The organism is Novosphingobium ovatum (assembly GCF_009909235.1).
GTDB classification, from domain to species: Bacteria; Pseudomonadota; Alphaproteobacteria; order Sphingomonadales; family Sphingomonadaceae; genus Novosphingobium; species Novosphingobium ovatum.
Genome location: NZ_JAAAPO010000004.1, coordinates 246,163 through 264,965 on the forward strand (window position 1 = coordinate 246,163; position 18,803 = coordinate 264,965).

Consider the following 18,803-nt stretch of genomic DNA (forward strand, 5'->3'; position numbering starts at 1 on the left):
AACACCCCGCCTGTGTGGGGACCATGATTACCAAGGCCTATGCCGCCACGGATGCGGGGCAGGTGCATTACCGCCATGTTGCGGGTGATGGCGTGCCGGTGGTGCTGTTGCATCGCACGCCGGTGTGTTCGTCGGGATTTGACGCGGTACTGCGGTTTTTCGCGGCGCGGGGGCGGGCGGCCTATGCGCTGGACACGCCCGGTTTCGGCGCCAGTTTCATGCCTGATGGCGCGCCATCGGCGGCGGACTATGGCAACTGGCTGGCGCAGGCGTTGGCCGCGATCGGGCTAACGCGCTATCATCTGGCCGCGCATCACACCGGTACCCATTTTGCCACCGAAATTGCCGCCGCGCATCCGGACCGGGTGGCCTCGTTGACGCTGTCGGGGGTGTTGCTGGCCCCGGCGGACGAGCGGCCCAAGTTGCGCGCCGATATCGGCCATGCGCCTGATGTCGATGCCGATGGCACCTATATGGCCGACACGTTCAAGCTGATGAAAAGCCTGTTCCTAGATCCTGCCCCGGCGCTGGTCCATGACGAGGTGATGGGCGCGCTGGTGTCGGGCCATGGCCGGGATCTGGCGTTTGACGCGATCTTTGCGCAGGATTTCGCCGCTGTGCTGGGCCGGGCGATTGGCGCGGGTGTGCCGGTGCAGGTGGTGCAGGCCGCCGACGATCCATTGACGCTGAACGGCATGCTGGGCCGTTTGCGCGAACTGCATCCCACCCTGCCGGTGACGATCACCGGCCCCGCTTTTCTGGCCACCCCCGAACGGCAAAGCGGGGCCTTTGCCCGCGCCGTTCTGGATTTTGCCGCCGATCAACCACAGGATATCCCCATGACCAACCGTCGCTATGAACTGGTGCAGACGCCCAACGGCTATGATCTGGCCCGCGCCGATGGCCCGATCCCTGTGCCGGGCGAAGGCGAAGTGCTGGTGCGGGTGCGTGCCGTTTCGCTCAACCGCCGCGATCTGGGGGTGCGTGATCTGTCCTATCCGGTCAACGGAGCCGACCATTTCCTGCCCTTGTCCGATGCGGCGGGTGACGTGGTGGCGGTCGGGCCGGGCGTTACCGGCTGGGCCGTGGGCGACCGCGTCACCTCCACCTTTTTCCAGCACCACCCCGGCGGGCGTCTGACCCTGCCGGCGGTGCTGTCCTCGCTGGGGGCGGGCGGGCCGGGGGTGTTTGCCGATCATGTTGTGCTGGCTGCGGGCGGTCTGGCGCCGATCCCCGATGGCTGGACCTATGCGCAGGCGGCCTGTCTGCCCTGTGCGGGGGTTACCGCATGGAGCGCGCTGATGACTCTGGGCCGGTTGCAAAAGGGCGACCGGGTGCTGGTGATCGGCACGGGCGGCGTGGCGCTGTTTGCGGTACAGATCGCGGCGGCGGCTGGTGCGCAGGTGATCATCCTGTCCTCCAGCGCGGACAAGATTGCCAAGGCCAAGGCCTTGGGCGCAACGGACGCCATCAATTACCGCGACACCCCCGATTGGGCCGAGGAAGTGCGCAAGCGGACCGGGGGCATGGGCGTGGATCATGTGGTCGAACTGGGCGGCGTGGGCACGCTGCCCAAGTCGATCGCGGCGCTGGGGCTGAACGGGCATCTGGCGTTGATTGGCGCGCTGGACGGCTTTGGTGGCGAGTTTTCGGCCCTGCCGCTGATTTTCTCGGCGCTGCGGGTCAGCGCGGTGATGGTGGGATCGCGCGCCGATCATCTGGAACTGGCCGCGTTCATGGCGCAGCATGGCATCACCCCGGTGATCGACAGCACCTTTGCCTTTGACGATGCCGAGGCCGCCTATGCCCGCGCCAATGAAGGCGCGTTCGGCAAGGTGGTGATCGAGATGGGTGAGCCGTAAGGCAAATGGCGCTGATCCCCGGGCCGGGCGCCGCGGCTGGCGGGCGATTCGGCCATGTGCCGGACGAAGCGGTGCCGTGGCCTTGGCGGATCAGCGTTTGTGGCTGGGCTTTGCCCTTTGGGGCAGGGCTGGACGGTGATTTTTCGTTCCGGTGGTGCCGAAGCCTCCGAGGCAAACGGCCAATGGTGGCAAGTGCCTGAAAGATAGGTTCTTCCTGTGGTGCGGTGCGGCCCTTGGTGGCCATAGGCCGCGCGGGGGAAAGCCTTAACACCACGCCAAGAACTGCGCCTGTTGCGGCGCAGCCGCGCAAATTCGCGGCACTCCGGCCGGATGCGTATTTGGGCCGATTTTTCCATATGATATAGGCATGAGGACGGCCCGGGAAAGGCGCTTTTCCGGGCGTTTTAGCTCCGTTCTTGCCCTTATGTGTCCACTCAGCAACAGCCGGAGAACTTCTGCAGCGGCGCAATGCAATCAATTGCAAAAGTGTTTGCAATCGATTTCCGGATACGACATGACAATGCCCAGACAGCCGACTCTGCCAAAGCGGGGCGGCCTCACAAAACCTCTAGGGGGAGGAAGAAAATGAAAGCATTCTTGCTCAAGTCCTGCGTCTCGTTTGCCGCCATGGGCGCCGCCAGTCTGGCCATGCCCGCCTTTGCCGCCGATGCGGCGCCGGCACCGGCTGCTGACAATCTGGACGTGATCGTCGTCACCGCTTCGACCGGCGACAAGACCAAGCTCAACAGCTCGATCTCGATTTCCTCGGTCAGCGCGCAGGCCATCGCCGATTTCCGCCCGCAGTCGCAGGGCGATCTGCTCCGCCTGCTGCCGGGTCTTCAGCCCAACGTGTCGGGCCCGGGCGGTAACGGCAACTTTGCCGTGCGCGGTCTGCCGGTCGCCACGGGCGGCGCCACCTTTGTCCAGTTGCAGGAAGATGGCCTGCCCACCGTGCTGTATGGTGACATGCAGTTCGGCAACAACGACTATTTCACCAAGTTTGACGCGCTGACCGACAGCGTGGACGCGGTGCGCGGCGGCACGACCAGCACGCTGGCCAGCCAGGCGCCGGGCGCGGTGATCAACTACATCTCGGCGACCAAGCGCGCCGAGGGTGGCTATGTGGAATTGGAGAAGGGGGTCAATTACGACTATACCCGCGTCAATTTCCGCCAGTCGGGCAGCATCAATGACTCGATGTATTACAATATTGGCGGCTTTGCGAACATCGGCCACGGCCCGCGCCATGCGGCCTATAACGTGTCGAAATCGTACCAGATCCGCGGCAATGTCACCAAGGAATTCGCCGACGGCAAGGGCTATCTGCGGATGCTGTTCAAGGTGGCCGACACGCAGGAGCCCAACGACACGGGCGGCATCGTCTGCGCCAACATTTCGGGCGGCACGGCCTGGGGTGGCAAGGTCTCGAACATCCGTCCTTGCGGCAATTACGACACCCGTACACAGTCGCCCTATTCGCTGAACAACAGCAGCTTCTATTTTGTCGACACCGACGGGGTGCGCAAACAGACTCCGCTGAATGGCATCACCACCCAGCAAAAAACGCTGCAGGCGCAGTTGCATTATGAGTTCTCCGACCGGCTGAAGCTGGACGAGAATATTCGCTACAGCAACATCAGCGGCGGCTTCTCGTCGGGCTTCTTCAGCGCTTCGCCCAGCAGCGGCGTGCTGGGCAGCACCGTCAATGGCGCGACCGTGGCCGCGCTGCGTTACGCCAATGGCGTCAATGCGGGCGCGCTGTACACCAACAGCCTGATCAACACGAACACCAACGTTTACACCCGCATCCGCGACGTGGGCAGTCTGGCCTCTGACCTGAAGCTGTCGGGCAAGTTCGACATCGGCAGCGGCCTGAAGGCTACGGTGAACGCCGGCTGGTTCTATATGAGCCAGAACATTGCCATGGATTGGCACACCAACCAGACCTACAGCGAGGTCACCGGCAACAATGCCGCGATGATCAACCTGTATGATGCGGCTGGCAACATGCTGACCGCCAATGGTATTGCCGGTTACAACAACAATTGGGGCACGTGCTGTGCGCGTACCTATGACTATACCTTCACCGACAATGCGCCCTATCTGAACCTGAACATCGATGGTGGTCGCTGGCAGATCGACGGCTCGATCCGCGAAGACTTCAACCATGGTCAGGGTTCTGGTTCGGTCAGCACGGGCCATGTCTATACCGCGGCCGTGGTGCAAAAGAACCCGGTGACCGGCGCGACCGTGACCACCAACATTCCCTATCTGCTGCCCGATGGCCCGGCCGAGGTGATCAACTACAGCAAGAACACCACCAGCTGGTCTGTGGGCGCGCTGTACAAGCCGGTCAACAATCTGTCGGTGTTCATCCGCGCCAGCCGTGGTGCGCGCTTCAACGCGGACCGCATGACCTTCAACGGCTATTTCAACGCCGATGGGTCGCTGAACAGCACGACGGGCGCGGCGGCCGTGATCGACTATGTCAACCAGTACGAAATCGGTTTGAAGAACCGTGGCAATGTGCTGGGTGGCCGATACACCGCCGAACTGACAGTCTATCGCAGCAATTTCAACATCACCACCTATGAGCTGTCGGCCACCAAGTGCGGCGGTGTCGCCACGGGCTGTATCGTCGCCAACAAGTACAAGACGATCGGCGCCGAATTCTATGGCACCTATACCCGTGGCGCGTTGAGCCTGATCGCCAACATGACCTATAACAGCGCGGACAAGATGCCCGCCGGTGCCCCCAGCTATGTCCGTTCGGACGGCATTCCGGGCCTGTCGTACACCTTTGCCGCCAATTACAACGTGGTGGAAAACGCCTCGATCGGCGCGAACATCACCGGCATGACCAGCACGGTCGACAGCAATGGTCTGGAATATCCGGGCTCTGCCGTGGTGGGCGTCAATCTGAAGTACAGCCCGATGAAGAACCTGCAACTGGGCGTGAATGTGTCGAACCTGTTCGATACGCTGACGCTGATGGGGCCGGGCAACAATGTGGTGTCGAATACCGGTGGCAATGCCATCATCAACGTCTCCAGCCTGCCGGGTCGCACGGTGACGGGGTCGGTGCGCTTCTCGTTCTGAGGCGTGCCGAGGCGGCCCCGGCACCTCCACTCGGGGCCGCCTCCCAAACTGGAACGAGAACGGGGATTTCCCAGAAGGGGCGGGACGGCAAGGCGACTTCCGGCCCGCCCTTTTCGCATGTAGAACACGCAGGACGGGCGGGCGCTGATCGCCCGGCGGGAGAGGACAGCGATGAACGGCATGGCGCATCAGGCGGGGGCGCAGACAGCGGGTGACCGGCGGATCGGATCGGTGCTGATTGTGGGCGGTGGGTCGGCGGGCTGGATGACCGCGGCGATGCTCTCGCATGTGCTGAAAGAGCATTGCACCATCACCTTGATCGAGTCCGACGAGATCGGCACCGTCGGCGTGGGCGAGGCGACGATCCCTCCCATCCGCACCTTCAACCAGACGCTGGGCATTGATGAGCGCGAATTCGTCAAGGCGACGCAGGGCACGTTCAAGCTGGGGATCGAGTTCGTCAATTGGGGGGCGCTGGGCCACCGCTATTTCCACCCGTTCGGCCCGCATGGGCGCAATTTCGACATGGTGGCGCTGCACCACTATTGGCTGCGGGCGCGCGAGCAGGGCGAAACCGCGCCTCTGGACGATCACGCGATGGCCTGGGCGCTGGCCAAGGCGGGGCGGTTCACCCCGCCTGTGGCCGATCAGCGCCATGTGCTTTCAACACATGACTATGCCTATCATTTCGACGCGGGGCTTTACGCGCGTTACCTGCGTGGCTTTGCCGAGGCGCGTGGCGTCCGCCGGATCGAGGGCAAGATCGCGGGCGTCAACCTGCGCGGCACCGATGGCTTTGTCGAAAGCGTGACGATGGAAGGCGGGCAGGTGGTCGAGGCCGAACTGTTCATCGACTGCTCCGGCTTTCGCGGGTTGCTGATCGAGGGGGCGTTGCAGACCGGCTATGACGACTGGTCGCATTGGCTGCCGTGTGACCGGGCGGTGGCGATGCCGTGCGAGAATGTGGGCGAACCCACCCCCTATACCCGCTCCACCGCGCAGGAGGCCGGGTGGCAATGGCGCATCCCACTGCAACACCGCACCGGCAACGGCTATGTCTATTGCAGCGCGCATATGCCCGATGACCGCGCCGCCGATCTGTTGGCCCAGCGCATCGATGGCCGGGCGCTGGGCGCCCCGCGTCCCTTGCGCTTTACGGCGGGGCGGCGGCGGCTGCACTGGAACCGCAATGTGGTGGCCGTGGGCCTGTCCAGCGGATTTCTGGAGCCGCTGGAGTCGACCAGCATCCACCTCATTCAGGCCAATATTTCCAAACTGATGGCGCTGTTCCCAACGCGCGATTTTGATCCCGCCACGCGCGATGAATTCAACCGCATCGCCACGACCGAGATGGAGCGGATCCGCGATTTCATCATCCTGCATTACAAGCTGACGCAGCGCGATGACACCGAGCTGTGGCGCTATGTCGCCGCGATGGAGGTGCCCGATAGCTTGCAGTTGAAGCTGGACCATTTCCGCCGCCATGGCCGCCTGATCGCGCGTGAGATGGACCTGTTCGGTCCGCCCAGCTGGCTGTCGGTGCATATCGGCCAGAACAACTTCCCCGAAGGGCTGGACCCGTTGATCGATTATCGCGGGATCGACGCGCGGCCGTGGTTGGCGCAATTGCGCGCCGCCATGGTGGCAGAGGCGCACAAGGCCCCCACCCATCAGCAATTCATCGATCAACATTGCAAGGCGCCCGCGATGGACGGCGCGGTGTGAGCCCACAGGTGCAGGCCGCGCTGGATCGTGCCCGCGCGGCGCGGAGCGCGCAGGATATGGCCGGGGCCGATGCCGCCATCACACAGGCAGCGGCGCTGGCGCCTGATGATCGGCTGGTCGCTTTCCTGCTGGCGCAATTGCGGTTTGAACGCGGGCTGGCGGCGGCGGAGCTGTTCACCCGCGCCGCCGCGCTGTGGCCTGACAACCGCGATGTGACGCGCAACCACGCGCTGGCCTTGGCCGCAGAGGGGCAGGTGGCGGCCGCCATCGCCCTGTTGGCCGATGCCGTGAGGCGGACGCCCGACTGGCTGGACGGGCATCGGGTGTTGGCCTCGCTGCGGTGGGTGATGGGCGACAGGGCGGGGTTTGACGCTGATCTGGCGCGCGCGGCGCGTGGCGCTGTGGGCCATGCCGGACTGTGGCTGGGCTGGTTTGCGGTGGTGGTGCAAACGCGTGACTGGGCACGGGCGCGGGCGATCTTGGACGAATGCGCGCCCGCGCTGGGCACCCATGCCGGGCATGTGCAGGCGCGGTTGTTTGTGGCGGGCGAAACCGGCGATCTGGCGGCAGAGACCGCGCTGTTGGCGCAGACCGCCGGGCGGCAGGACGCGTTCCTGATGATCGCGCGCATCCGCCACCATTTGCGTGGGGGGGATGCGGCGGCGGCGCTGGCGATTGCTTTATCGCTGGCACAGGCGGGTGGGGCGTTTGCGGGGCAGGTTTGGCCCTATGTCTCGACCTGCTGGCGGCTGTTGGGTGATGCGCGGGCCGGGTGGCTGGATGGCGATCCGGCGTTCGTGCGGGCGATGGATGTGGGTCTGACGGGGGCGGAATTGAACGAATTGGCCGATGTGCTGCGCGGGTTGCATCAGGCGCAATTGCCCTATGCCGAACAATCGGTGCGCGGCGGGACTCAGACCGATCGCAGCGTGCTGTTGCGCCATGAACCCGTGATCGAGCGGACTCGCGCCGCGCTGATGGCCTGTGTCGCGGACTATGTGGCCGCTCTGCCGCCGCTGGATCCGGCTCATCCGCTGTTGTCCCGCCCGCGTGGGGCCTTGCGGATTTCGGGCAGCTGGTCGGTCCGGCTGGAGGGCGGAGGCTTCAACGTCACCCATTCGCACCCGATGGGCTGGATCAGCAGCGCGTTCTACGTCAGCCTGCCCGATGCGGCGCAGATGGGCGCGGCGCCCGCCGGCCATTTCCATTATGGCGCGCCACCGCCTGAATTGGGGCTGGATCTGGCGCCCTATGCCACCATCGCGCCGCGTGTCGGGCAATTGGTGCTGTTTCCCAGCACGCTGTGGCACGGCACCGTGCCGACTCTGGGCGGAGAGCGGTTGAACATCGCCTTTGACGTGGTGGGCGCGGGGTAATCAGTGCCGGTCGGGGCGCAGCACCAGCGTCAGCCCCGCCGCCGCCGCCAGTGACGCCGCCGCCACCGCCATCGTCCACACCGGTTGATCGGGGAACCACGCGCGCAGCACCGGCCCCATGACCGTCGCCACCGCGATCTGCGGCAAGACGACAAAGATGTTGAAGATCCCGGTATAGGTCCCCAGCCTTTGCCCGCCCAGCGCGTCGGTCAGCATGACATAGGGCAGGGTCAGCATGCTGGCCCATGCCAGCCCCAGCAGCGCAAAGGGCACAAACAGCGCCACCGGATCGCGCAGCACCACGATCAGCAAGAACCCGCAGACCCCCGCGCCAAGGCAAGCGGCATGGGTATGCGCCACGCCCCACCCCCGCGCCAGTCGCGGCAGCGCCAGCAGGCCAAACAGCGCCGCCACCACATTGAACCCGGCAAACAGCACGCCCACCCAATCGGCCCCGGCTTCATATGCGGCACTGCCCGCGCGGCTTGCGCCAAACACATGGCGCGTCACCACCGGCGTCATGAATGGCCACATGATGAACAGGGCGAACCAGCTGAAAAACTGCACCACCGTCAGCCGCCGCAGCGAGGGCGGCATGGCCACAATATCGCGCCACAGCGCCATCAGCGGGTTGCCGGGCGAAGGCTTGTGCGCCACTGCGTCCGACCCGGCAAAGGCGGCTTGTTGCGCGGGGGTATATTCGCGGATGCGCCACAGCGTGTATCCGGTGCCCAGCAGCATGACTCCGGCCGACAGCATCAGCGCAAACCGCACCGAAGGCGGTACCCCGCCGCCCGCCGCCGCGCCCGCGTTCCAGCCGAAATGCGCCAGCAGATAGGGCGCCAGAAAGCCGCCGACCGCCCCCAGACAGCCCAGCGCCGCATTGACTGACAGGCCCTGCGCGCGTTGATCGGCGGGGACCATGTCGCCCACCAATGCGCGGAACGGCTCCATCACCACATTCAGCGCCGCGTCCAGCAGCCAGAAACAGGCGATCGCCACCCACAGCACTTGTGCATGGGCCATCCCCCACAGCGCCAGCGACGAAGCGATCGCGCCGCCCGCCATCCATGGCAGCCGCCGCCCGCCCCAATCGCCGATCCGCACCCATATTCCATCGCTCAGCCGGCCGATGATGGGTTGCACGATCAGGCCCGTCACCGGCCCGGCGATCATCAGGATCGGCAGGTCATCCATCCGCGCGCCCAGCGTTTCAAAGATGCGCGCGATATTCCCCTGTTGCAGGGCAAAAGCGATGGCGGTGGCGAAATTGGCGGTGGCCATGGCCACCAGCGCCGATGGCGCCAGTCTGGGCTTTGCCTGCAATGATCTTCCCCCGCGCCGGGCATCTGTGGCCCTGATTCTGTGTTGCAGGAACCCTATCCTGTTTGCCGGGCGGGGGCAAAGTCCGCGCATCCCTATTCAGGCGGAACCATGTAATAATACGGGGCTTGAAATCCTGACGCGCAGGCCGGACAATGCGCGGCCGGAGAGAGGAACAGTCCATGGCCAGCCCCATATGACACGTATTCGCAACATCAAGGAGCTGGCCGAACTGGCGGGTGTATCCACCGGCACTGTGTCGCGGGCCCTGGCCGGATCGGAACTGATCAGTCTGAAAACCCGGCAGCGTATTCAGGCGCTGGCCGATGAACATGGCTTTCGTCCCAATGTGATGGCCCGCAATTTGCGGATTCAGCGCACCGGGGCGATCGGGGTGCTGATCCCGCTGGGCCATGAAACCGGGCAACATATTTCCGATCCCTTCTTTATCACCATGCTGGGCCTGTTGGCCGACGCCCTGACCGAGCGCGGCTATGACCTGCTGCTCTCGCGCGTGATCCCCACCGATACGGCATGGCTGGAACGCTTTGTCGATTCGGGGCGGGTGGACGGGTTGATCGTCATCGGCCAATCCGATCAGGCCGCCACGCTGGACAAGGTCGCCGCCCGGTACAAACCGCTGGTGGTGTGGGGCGGCTATACGCCGGGGCAGGTGCATTGCTCGGTGGGATCAGACAACGCCAAGGGGGGCGAATTGGCCGCCGCCCATCTGATCGCGCAGGGGTGCGAACGCATCGCCTTTTTCGGCGATCCGCGCGCGCAGGAGATCGGGCAACGGCTGGAAGGATGCCGCGCCGCGATGGCGCGCGCCGGACTGGCGGATCAATTGTCGGTGCTGCCTGCGCATCTGGTGGCAGAGGTGGCCCATCCCGATATCGCCCAATTCCTCGGCTCGACGGCACAGCGCCCGCAGGGGATCGTCGCTGCCTCTGACGTTATCGCGATGAGCGCGCTCAGCGCCTTGGCCGATCAGGGGCTGTCGGTGCCGGGCGATGTGCGGGTGATCGGTTATGACGGCCTGGCCATTGGCGAACAGACCGTGCCGCGCCTGACGACGGTGGCGCAAAACCTGACGGCGGGGGCGGCGCATCTGGTGGACATGCTGCTGCGCCGCATCGCCGGAGAGGACACCGACAGCGTGGTGATGGACCCCGAACTGGTGGTGCGCGCGTCTGCTTGATCAGGCGCTTTGCGCCTTGGCGCAATCAGGCGTTTTGTGCGACCGCCCCCAACGCCACCGCCAACGCGCCCAGCAGGCCGGCGTTATTGCCCAGCCCCGGTGGCACGATGATCTGCGCCGCATCGCCCACGAAATAGCCCGCACCCGCCTGCACGGCATGGGCGCGGACACGCGCGATCAATCCGGGGGTGGCCATTACCCCGCCACCCATGACAATGCGCGCGGGCTCCATGATCGCCTGAAATGTGGCGGCGGCCTGACCCAGATACCACGCGATGATATCCGCGCCGGGATGGTCGGCGGGCAGGTCCGACAAGGACGCTCCCCACCGCGCGATGATCGAGGGGCCAGCGGCCAACCCCTCCAGACAGGCGCCATGGAAGGGGCAATGCCCGGCAAAGGCCAGATCATCAGGATGGCGCGGAAGGCGGATATGGCCCATTTCCGGGTGCGACAGGCCGGACAGCAACCGCCCACCCGACACAAACCCGCCGCCAACCCCTGTACCGATCGTCAGATACAGCACCGAACCATGGCCCACCCCCGCGCCCCAGCGGGCCTCGGCCAAGGCGGCGCCGTTGACGTCCGTCTCGATCCCCACCGGCACGCCATAGGCGGCGGCAAATGGTCCCACCAGATCGGCCCCCGACCAATGCGGTTTGGGTGTATTGGTGACACGCCCCCATTGCGGGCTGTCCCGGTCCAGACACAGCGGGCCAAAGCTGGCGATGCCGATGGCGGTGGGCGCCAAGCCCTGCGCCGCAAACCAGTCCAGACAGGCGCCGATGGTCTCATCGGGCGTGGTGGTGGGGACTTGGTGTCGCGCGGCGATCTGGCCCGCGACATCGCTGATGCCCAACACAAATTTGGTGCCGCCCGCCTCGATCAGGCCATATTGCGCCATGCTGTCCTCTCCCGTGTCAGCCGGCCACGCGGGCCGAGTCGCCATCCAGCGCGATGCGGAACACCGGGGCCGGGGTGCCGCCGAAATGGGCGCGCCGCCATGCCGGATCGTCCACCCGCGTCTGGGCCGTGCAATCAGGGTAATCGACAAAACCCCATACCGCCAGATCCGCGTCCACCCACCAGCTATAGGTCTGGAACGGCGCGCGGACCGGATTGGCCGCCACCAGTCCCGTGCCGTTCAGCGGGCGATAGGGGCCAAACAGTGCATCGGCCACCATGCCATAGACGCCATTGGGGCCGGTCGGGCCATCGGGGGCGAACACTTTGCGTTGGGTGGACCAGAACAGGTAATAGCGTCCGTCCCGGTGGATCAGGATGGGGCGTTCCTGTTCATTGTTCAGCCCATCGGCATGCATCAGCGGCGGCAGAATGTCCCATTGCGTCAGATCGGTGTTGGTCGCGCGGGCGATGCCGATACAGCCGTTGAACGGATGATCGGACGCCCGCCACGATGCGGTAAAGACGATATAGGTGTGCCCATCCACCGGATCACGGAAATGGGCCGGATCGCGGAACCCCTTAATAAAGCCGGGGACGCCCTGTGCCTGATTGACCACGACATAGTGGTGGTCATCGGCGGCCACGCTTTCCTGTGGAGGGCTCCAGCCGGTGATGGCGATGGTATCGGCGCTGATGTCCAACCGTCCGCGCGTCTGGAACAACCGCTGGGCAAAGGTGATGGGCGATTCCCCACGCACCCCCGCGACGGTATAGAACAGCGTCACCTCGCCCGTGTCGGGGTGGTACAGCGCGCTGCCAGCCCATTCGCGGCTGCCGGGGTTCAGGTCATCGGGCAACGCGTGGCCATGGTCGCGCCACATATCGTCGCCCGCATGGTGCGACATCAGGCGGATGCGCACGAAATCGTGGCGGCTTTCGGGATCGGGGCGGGCGTCGGCGCATAACACGAACCACAGGCTGTACCCGTCAAACAGCGAGGTCGAACCATCGGCGTTTTGCAGCGGCCACAGGTCCCACAGATCCACCCCCGGCAGGATCGGGCGCAGCGCGGCCGGATCGACACGCGGGATCAACAGACGCGCGGGCAGCGCCTCATGCGCGGGCAGGGCGGCGACATGCGTTGCGGTCCATGCCGAAGGCGCGGAAGGGGCGGCGGTAGGCACGGTAATCATCTCCCTGACGCCTGGCTGTGCGCGACTACACGGCAGGCCCGATTTGCGACTCTGTCTCTGTGCAACGCATTTAACAATCGATTGCAAAAATGGTCAAGCCGCGTATTTGCCTATATGAAAAGCTTTGCATGGCAACCATAAACCGTGCTCGCGCGCAAGCGGGTTAATCCAGCGCGGTCAAACGCCAGACCAGCCCACTTTCTCCCTGCATCGGCGGCAGCGCCAACCCCATGCGGATCGCCCAAGCGCCCGCGATGTCCTGTTGCGTGCCGTCGCCGCGCGTCAGGCGATAGCTGCGCGTGCCATCCAGCATCGGCAGGCGCAGGTGTGGCTGATGGCGCATGGTGGTGGGGGCGGTGCGGGTGATCAACAGGTGCAGATCATCAACATCGCCATGCGCCTGCCACACCACACCATCGCCCACCTCGCCCTGCCAGACGCGCACGCCATGCAGCGCGCCGCGCATCGCCTTGTACCGGGCGATGGTGTCGGCCAGCGCGGCGGTGTCGGCCGCGTTCAACTGGCGCAGGTCCAGCTCCACCCCGAAATGGCCGGGCAAAGCCACATGCGCGCGAAACGCCATCGCCTGCATCCGCCCGGTAGAATGGGCCGGGCACGCGCCGACATGACTGCCCATCACCTCTGGCGGCATGTAACGCAAAAAGCCGCGCTGAATGCCCACCCGGCTGATCGCGTCGATGCAATCGCTGGTCCAGAAACGATGTGTATGGGCGATGATGCCCGCGTCGATCCGGCCACCACCACCGGCGCAGGCCTCGATCTCCACCGCCGGGAACGAGGCCCGCAACCGCGCCATCAACGCATAGGCCCCCGCCACCTGCGCCCGGAACAAGGCCCGGTCGCCCGCATGGGTCAGGTCGCGGTTGTGATCCCATTTCAGGTAACCGATCGGCAGATCGCGCAACAGCGCCGCCACATGGTCGAACAGATAATCGCGCACGTCGTCCCGCGCCATGTTCAGCACCAACTGATTGCGCGCGCACAACAAAGGCCGCCCCGCCACCTGCAACACCCATTCGGGATGGGCACGATACAGGTCGCTGTCGGGGTTGATCATTTCGGGTTCGACCCACAGGCCGAATTCCATGCCCAGATCGGTCACATGGCGCGCCAGCGGACCCAGCCCATCGGGATATTTGCGCGGGTCCACCCGCCAGTCGCCCAAGGACGATGTGTCATCATCGCGCCCCTTGGCCGCGCCGCCGAACCAGCCATCGTCCAGCACATAGCGTTCGATGCCCACCTTTGCCGCCGCATCGGCCAGTTCTTTCAGCGCGGTTTCGTCATGGGTGAAATAGAACCCCTCCCATGTGTTGAGATGCACCGGGCGCGGGCGCATCGTGCCACCCGGCCCATTACCCGGCCCATTATCCGGCCATGTCATGCGGGCGCGGATGGCGCGGTGGAAGGCCCATGCCACGCCATTCTCGCCTTCTGCCGATGTGGCGCACAACAGGTCGGGCGTGGTCAGGCTGTCACCGGGGGGCAGGCGCACCTCGCCGGGGGCCAGCCATTCGCCCATTTGCCACTGGCGGCGGCCATCCTCGATCCATTCGATCGTTTGGGCGTGATTGCCGCTCCACGCCAGTTGCGCGGCATAGGCAGAGCCATCCTCGCAGGTCACCGTGGCGCCGGGATAGCAATCATGGCTGGTCAGCCCGCGCCGGTTCTCGCGCCGCCATTGGCTGCGGGTCAGGGGATCGCGGATCTCGACAAATTCGGCATTGTGGCGTCCGCCATGGCTGATCACCTGCGCCGCATCGGCGGGCAGGGGGATGGTTCCCGCCGCCAGCCAGCCCACGTCCAGCACCCCGTCGCCCCGGTTGGTCAGCGTGGTCGAGAGTGTCAGGGTGTCCGTTGCCGGGTCCAGCCGCGCGGTCAGGGCGATGGCGATCCGCGCAACGGCGTCCTCCATGCGGAACAGGATGGTGTCAGGCGCGGGGCGCTCGATCTGGCAATCGGTAATGGCCAGCGTCCAGTCCGCCCCCGCGCGGTGGGCCAGCGCCGCGCTTTGCCCGAACCACCCCATGCCCAGCCCCGGAAACAGCGACAAGGGCTGATCGAAATGCAATGAAAAGCTGGGCTCTGGCCGGGTTGCGCGCAAAGCGGCGGGCGGCACCACGCCATCGGGCAGGCGCGGCCCCCAATAGCGCCACAAGGGTGCTTCCCCCTCTCCGCATTCCCAGATCGCGGTGCAGGCGGGCGAATGCAGGGTCAGGAAACGGGGGGCGGTCACGCGGCGCGCTCCGGCACGCGTACCCACAGCATCGTCACCGCCGCCGCGATCAGCAAGCCGCCCGCGCAAGCAATGGCGTTGCGCGAATCCGCGCCGAGCAAATGGCGATAGATCCAACCAAATGTCAGCCCGTTGATCAGCATCGGAATGACGATCATCATGTTGAAAATACCCATATAGACGCCGGTTCGTTCGGGCGGCACGCTGCCGGCCAGAATGACATAGGGATTGCCCATGATGCTGGCCCAGCCCAGCCCCAGCCCCAGCGCCGGGATCATCAGCGCCAGATGGCGGCCCAGTTCCGGCATGGCCATCGCCACCATCCAGGCGGGCGCCTCACCCATCGAAGGCCCGATCTGCGGCAGGTACAACAGCCCCAGTCCGCACAGCGCCAAACACACCATATGCACCCGCCCCGCGCCCAGCCGCCGCGCCACCGGCACCATGGCAAAGGCGGCAAAGAACCCGATCAGATTGTAAAACGCCCCCAACTGCTGTGTCGTGAGCACCGCGTCACGGAAGGCCGCGCTGGTCTTGTCCGTGGTGTCATACACCGACCGCCCGATCGATAGCGCGCCATACGACCAATAGATCGAGAACCCATACCACTGGAACAGGCTCATCCATGCCATTTGCCGCATGGCCTGTGGCATGTCGCGGATCGCGCCCCAGATTTCGGCCAGTGTCGCGCCCAGTGAGCGGGGGGCTGCCGCGATGCGTTCCAGATCCGCCGCCGGAATGGGCAATTCGGGCACGCGCAGCACCGACCAGACAATTGTGCTGATCGACAGCACCGCCCCGATCAGAAAGCTGATGTGGGTGATGGTGGGGATGTTGTGCGCGTCCACCGCGTTGCGATCCACCCCGAACCAATAGACCAGTATCGAGGGCGACAGGAATGCCAGGCACTGCGCCAGCCCGGTAAACGCGCTTTGCGAGAGGAACCCGATCTCATGCTGATCGGCGTTCAGCCGGTCCGAGACATAGGCGCGGTAGGGCTCCATCGTGATGTTGTTGCCCGCATCCAGCAGCCACAACAGGCTGGCCGCCATCAGCAGGCTGGCCGAATGGGGCATCAGGAACAGTCCCAGGCTGCACAGCACCGCGCCAATCAGGAAATAGGGCGTGCGCCGACCCCAGCGGCTGGCGGTGCGATCGGACAAGGCGCCCACCAGTGGCTGCACCAACAACCCGGTCATCGGCCCGGCCAATTGCAGGATCGGCAGGCTGGCCTCATCCGCGCCCAGCCACGAATAGATCGGAACCATATTGCCCTGTTGCAGGCCAAAGCTGAATTGCAGGCCCAGAAAGCCCAGATTCATCTCGACAATGCGGATCAGCGACAGGCGTGGTTTGGGCGCGGCGGCGGCGGGCAAGGGGGCATCGCTGGCCAAAGAGGCGGCATGGGCCATGGCATCTTCTCCCGGCGCGGGTTGTGTGGGGCGCCTGTTGTTGCAGTCCATACCATAACGCGCGCGTCATGCTGTTGCAACAATCGATTGCAAAGACCTGCCGCATGGACAGGGGCTGCGTCCATTCCGGTGCGGATCAGTGCAGCGTGGGTGTGTCGGGCTTTTCGCCGGGCATGCCAAACCGCGCGCGCACCGCCATGAACATGGGCGAAGCCATCAGCGTGGTGACAATCGCCATCAGCACCAGCATGGCAAACAGCGCGGGGGTAATGATCCCGGCCTGTAGCCCGATGTTGATGATGATCAGCTCCATCAATCCGCGCGCGTTCATCAGCGCCCCGATGGCCAGCGATGTCGGGTGATCCTCACCTACGGCCCGCGCGGCGACATAGCACGCCCCGCCCTTGGCCAGAATGGCCGCGACCAGCACGGCCAGCGTGACGCCCAGCATCCCGCCCCCACCCAGCATCTGCAACTGTGTGTTCAATCCGGAAAAGGTGAAGAACATTGGCAAGAGGAAGGTGGTGGCAAAGGGCTCCAGCCGGGCGCGCAGCCCATCGGCCAAGGCCCCGCGCGGCATCGCCGTGCCCAGCAGAAACCCGCCGAACACCGCATGCATCCCCGCCGCGTCCATGGCAAAGGCGCATAGCAGGAACAATCCCAGCACCAGCGCCAGCGTCGCGTCATCCACCGCCTGACCGGCCACCACGCGGCGGCCCAGCGGGGCCAGCAGGCGCGGGGCCAGTGTCACCATCACCAGCGCGAACAGCCCGCCGCCTGCCGCCGCTTTCCAGGCCAGCGCCGCGCCTGATCCCAGACTGGCCAGCACCAGCGCGACGACCACCCAAGCCCCCGCATCACCAATCGCGCCCGCCGACAGCGAGATCGTCCCCAGCCGTGTCCCGGCCAAGCCCTGTTCGTGAATGATCCGCGCCAGCATGGGGAAGGCGGTGATGGCAATCGCCGCGCCCAGAAACAGCGCGGCCTGTGTCGTGCCTACCTGCGGCGTGAACAGCCCGCCCGTGTCGATCATCCAGGGCGCCATCGCCGCCGCCACGGCAAAGGGCGCGGCCATGCCGCCAAAGGAGACCACCGCCGCGCGCCCGGCGCTGTTGCGGAACTCGTCGCGGTCAAACGTCAGGCCGACCAGAAACATGTACAGCCCCACGCCCAATTGCGCGCCGACATACAGCACCTTCTTGGTCTCGGCCGGGAACAGCGCGGCCTCCAGCCCCGGCGCCAGCGCGCCCAGCACCGTCGGGCCCAGCACCACGCCGGCGATCATTTCCCCCACCACCTGCGGCTGGCCCAGCCAGCGCCGGGCAATCCAGCCCACCACACGGCAGGCGGCGATGATCACCGCCATTTGCAGGAAAAACAGGGTGGACAGTTGGCCGTTGCTCATGGGCTGCGTTCATCGCCGCAAATGTGGCCTGTGGCAAGGCGTAGCCCGACAGCGAATTTTGTGTGCATTGCATACAATATGCGCTGGTCTTTGCGGGCAAAAACCGGCAAGGCTGCCGCCAAAGGCATCAGACCAGACAGGGACAGGACACCATGGATTTCACCGGCAAACATGTGGTCATCACCGGCGCGTCGACCGGCATCGGTCAGGCCACCGCGCGGCGCATCGCGGCGGCGGGCGGCAGGCTGACACTGATCGCCCGGCGCGAAGGGTTGCTGCGCGAACTGGCGGCGGAACTGGGGAATGGCGCGGGTTATGCGGCGGCGGACGTGGGCGATCAGGCGCAACTGACCGCCGCGCTGGATCATGCGCTGGCCACCAACGGGCCGATTGACGGGCTGTTTCTGAACGCGGGCACGGGGGGCGCCTTTGCCCCGGTGCAGGCCTATGCCGACGCCACCTTTGACGAGGTGATGCGGGTGAACACCACTTCGGTGTTCTGGGCGGTGCGCCATGTGTTGCCCGGCATGATCGAACGGAAAAGCGGGGCCATCCTGATCACCGGCAGTCTGGCGTCCGAACGCGGCATGGCGGGCAATATCGGCTATCTGGCCAGCAAGCACGCCGTTCTGGGCATCGCGCGCGGCGTGGCGATGGAGGCCGCGCCCCATGGCGTGCGCTGCAACTGCCTGCTGCCCGGCTTTATCGAGACGCCGATGCTGGCCGATGTGCCTGATTCGCAGCGCCCGGTGATGGCCGCCCGCGTGCCGCAGGGACGGATCGGCACTTCGGCGGAAACGGGCAATGTCGCGGCCTTCCTGCTCTCGGACGAGGCGAGCCATGTGACGGCGCAAAGCTGGGCGGTGGATGGCGGCATTTTGGGGACTTTGGTGCTGTAACGCGCGGCCCGGCCGGGCGGCGATTCCCGCACAGCGAACACTTGCCGCCTTGATCCGAACACGCCTTGGCCCCTTGGCCTAGTCGGCTGGCACCATCGCGCCCATATGACGCGCGGCAATGCCACACAGCCGGAAAGGACACGCC

12 protein-coding genes are annotated in these 18,803 nt (G+C 65.6%); 6 read left to right on the top strand and 6 right to left on the bottom strand.

What is annotated here, in order from left to right; genetic code table 11:
* The first annotated feature begins 23 nt into the window (after window positions 1-23).
* From GTZ99_RS11175 to GTZ99_RS11190, 4 genes are all read left to right on the top strand, one after another.
* Window positions 24-1,862, top strand: coding sequence for an alpha/beta fold hydrolase (locus tag GTZ99_RS11175; protein ID WP_161718887.1), 1,839 nt, complete (start codon window positions 24-26; stop codon window positions 1,860-1,862).
* A gap of 585 nt (window positions 1,863-2,447) precedes the next feature.
* On the top strand, window positions 2,448-4,961 hold the full coding sequence (locus GTZ99_RS11180; protein ID WP_161718889.1) for a TonB-dependent receptor domain-containing protein: 2,514 nt from the start codon (window positions 2,448-2,450) through the stop codon (window positions 4,959-4,961).
* A 171-nt stretch (window positions 4,962-5,132) separates the two neighbouring features.
* Window positions 5,133-6,686, top strand: coding sequence for a tryptophan halogenase family protein (locus tag GTZ99_RS11185; protein ID WP_227711275.1), 1,554 nt, complete (start codon window positions 5,133-5,135; stop codon window positions 6,684-6,686).
* On the top strand, window positions 6,683-8,062 hold the full coding sequence (locus tag GTZ99_RS11190) for a putative 2OG-Fe(II) oxygenase (RefSeq protein WP_161718891.1): 1,380 nt from the start codon (window positions 6,683-6,685) through the stop codon (window positions 8,060-8,062). Before GTZ99_RS11185 ends, GTZ99_RS11190 begins: the two co-directional genes overlap by 4 nt.
* On the opposite strand, the gene GTZ99_RS11195 is transcribed toward GTZ99_RS11190, so the two are convergent.
* Window positions 8,063-9,346, bottom strand: a complete 1,284-nt coding sequence (locus GTZ99_RS11195) for an MFS transporter (protein WP_201742509.1) — start codon at window positions 9,344-9,346, stop codon at window positions 8,063-8,065.
* 235 nt (window positions 9,347-9,581) lie between these two features.
* Here GTZ99_RS11195 and GTZ99_RS11200 point away from each other — a divergent pair, with 235 nt between their 5' ends.
* The gene (locus tag GTZ99_RS11200; protein WP_161718895.1) at window positions 9,582-10,586 is read left to right on the top strand and encodes a LacI family DNA-binding transcriptional regulator; all 1,005 of its coding nucleotides are present in this window, start codon (window positions 9,582-9,584) and stop codon (window positions 10,584-10,586) included.
* Between the two features lie 25 nt (window positions 10,587-10,611).
* Here GTZ99_RS11200 and GTZ99_RS11205 read toward each other — a convergent pair whose 3' ends face one another.
* The 5 genes from GTZ99_RS11205 to GTZ99_RS11225 all read right to left on the bottom strand — a co-directional run bounded on the left by GTZ99_RS11205 (window position 10,612) and on the right by GTZ99_RS11225 (window position 17,759).
* Entirely contained in the window at window positions 10,612-11,490 is an 879-nt protein-coding gene (locus GTZ99_RS11205) for an ROK family protein (RefSeq protein WP_161718897.1), read from the bottom strand.
* A 16-nt stretch (window positions 11,491-11,506) separates the two neighbouring features.
* Window positions 11,507-12,685: a glycoside hydrolase family 68 protein gene (locus GTZ99_RS11210; RefSeq protein WP_161718899.1), complete on the bottom strand. Its 1,179-nt coding sequence runs from the start codon at window positions 12,683-12,685 to the stop codon at window positions 11,507-11,509.
* A 163-nt stretch (window positions 12,686-12,848) separates the two neighbouring features.
* Window positions 12,849-14,942, bottom strand: coding sequence for an alpha-galactosidase (locus GTZ99_RS11215; protein ID WP_320076675.1), 2,094 nt, complete (start codon window positions 14,940-14,942; stop codon window positions 12,849-12,851).
* Window positions 14,939-16,354, bottom strand: a complete 1,416-nt coding sequence (locus tag GTZ99_RS11220; RefSeq protein ID WP_227711276.1) for an MFS transporter — start codon at window positions 16,352-16,354, stop codon at window positions 14,939-14,941. Before GTZ99_RS11220 ends, GTZ99_RS11215 begins: the two co-directional genes overlap by 4 nt.
* A 136-nt stretch (window positions 16,355-16,490) precedes the next feature.
* Complete coding sequence (locus GTZ99_RS11225) at window positions 16,491-17,759, bottom strand: cation:proton antiporter (protein ID WP_161718903.1); 1,269 nt, start codon at window positions 17,757-17,759, stop codon at window positions 16,491-16,493.
* A gap of 152 nt (window positions 17,760-17,911) precedes the next feature.
* On the opposite strand from GTZ99_RS11225, the gene GTZ99_RS11230 reads away from it, so the two are divergent.
* A complete protein-coding gene (locus GTZ99_RS11230; protein ID WP_161718905.1) occupies window positions 17,912-18,658 on the top strand; it encodes an SDR family NAD(P)-dependent oxidoreductase in 747 nt (248 codons plus the stop codon).
* The last annotated feature ends 145 nt before the right edge of the window (window positions 18,659-18,803 follow it).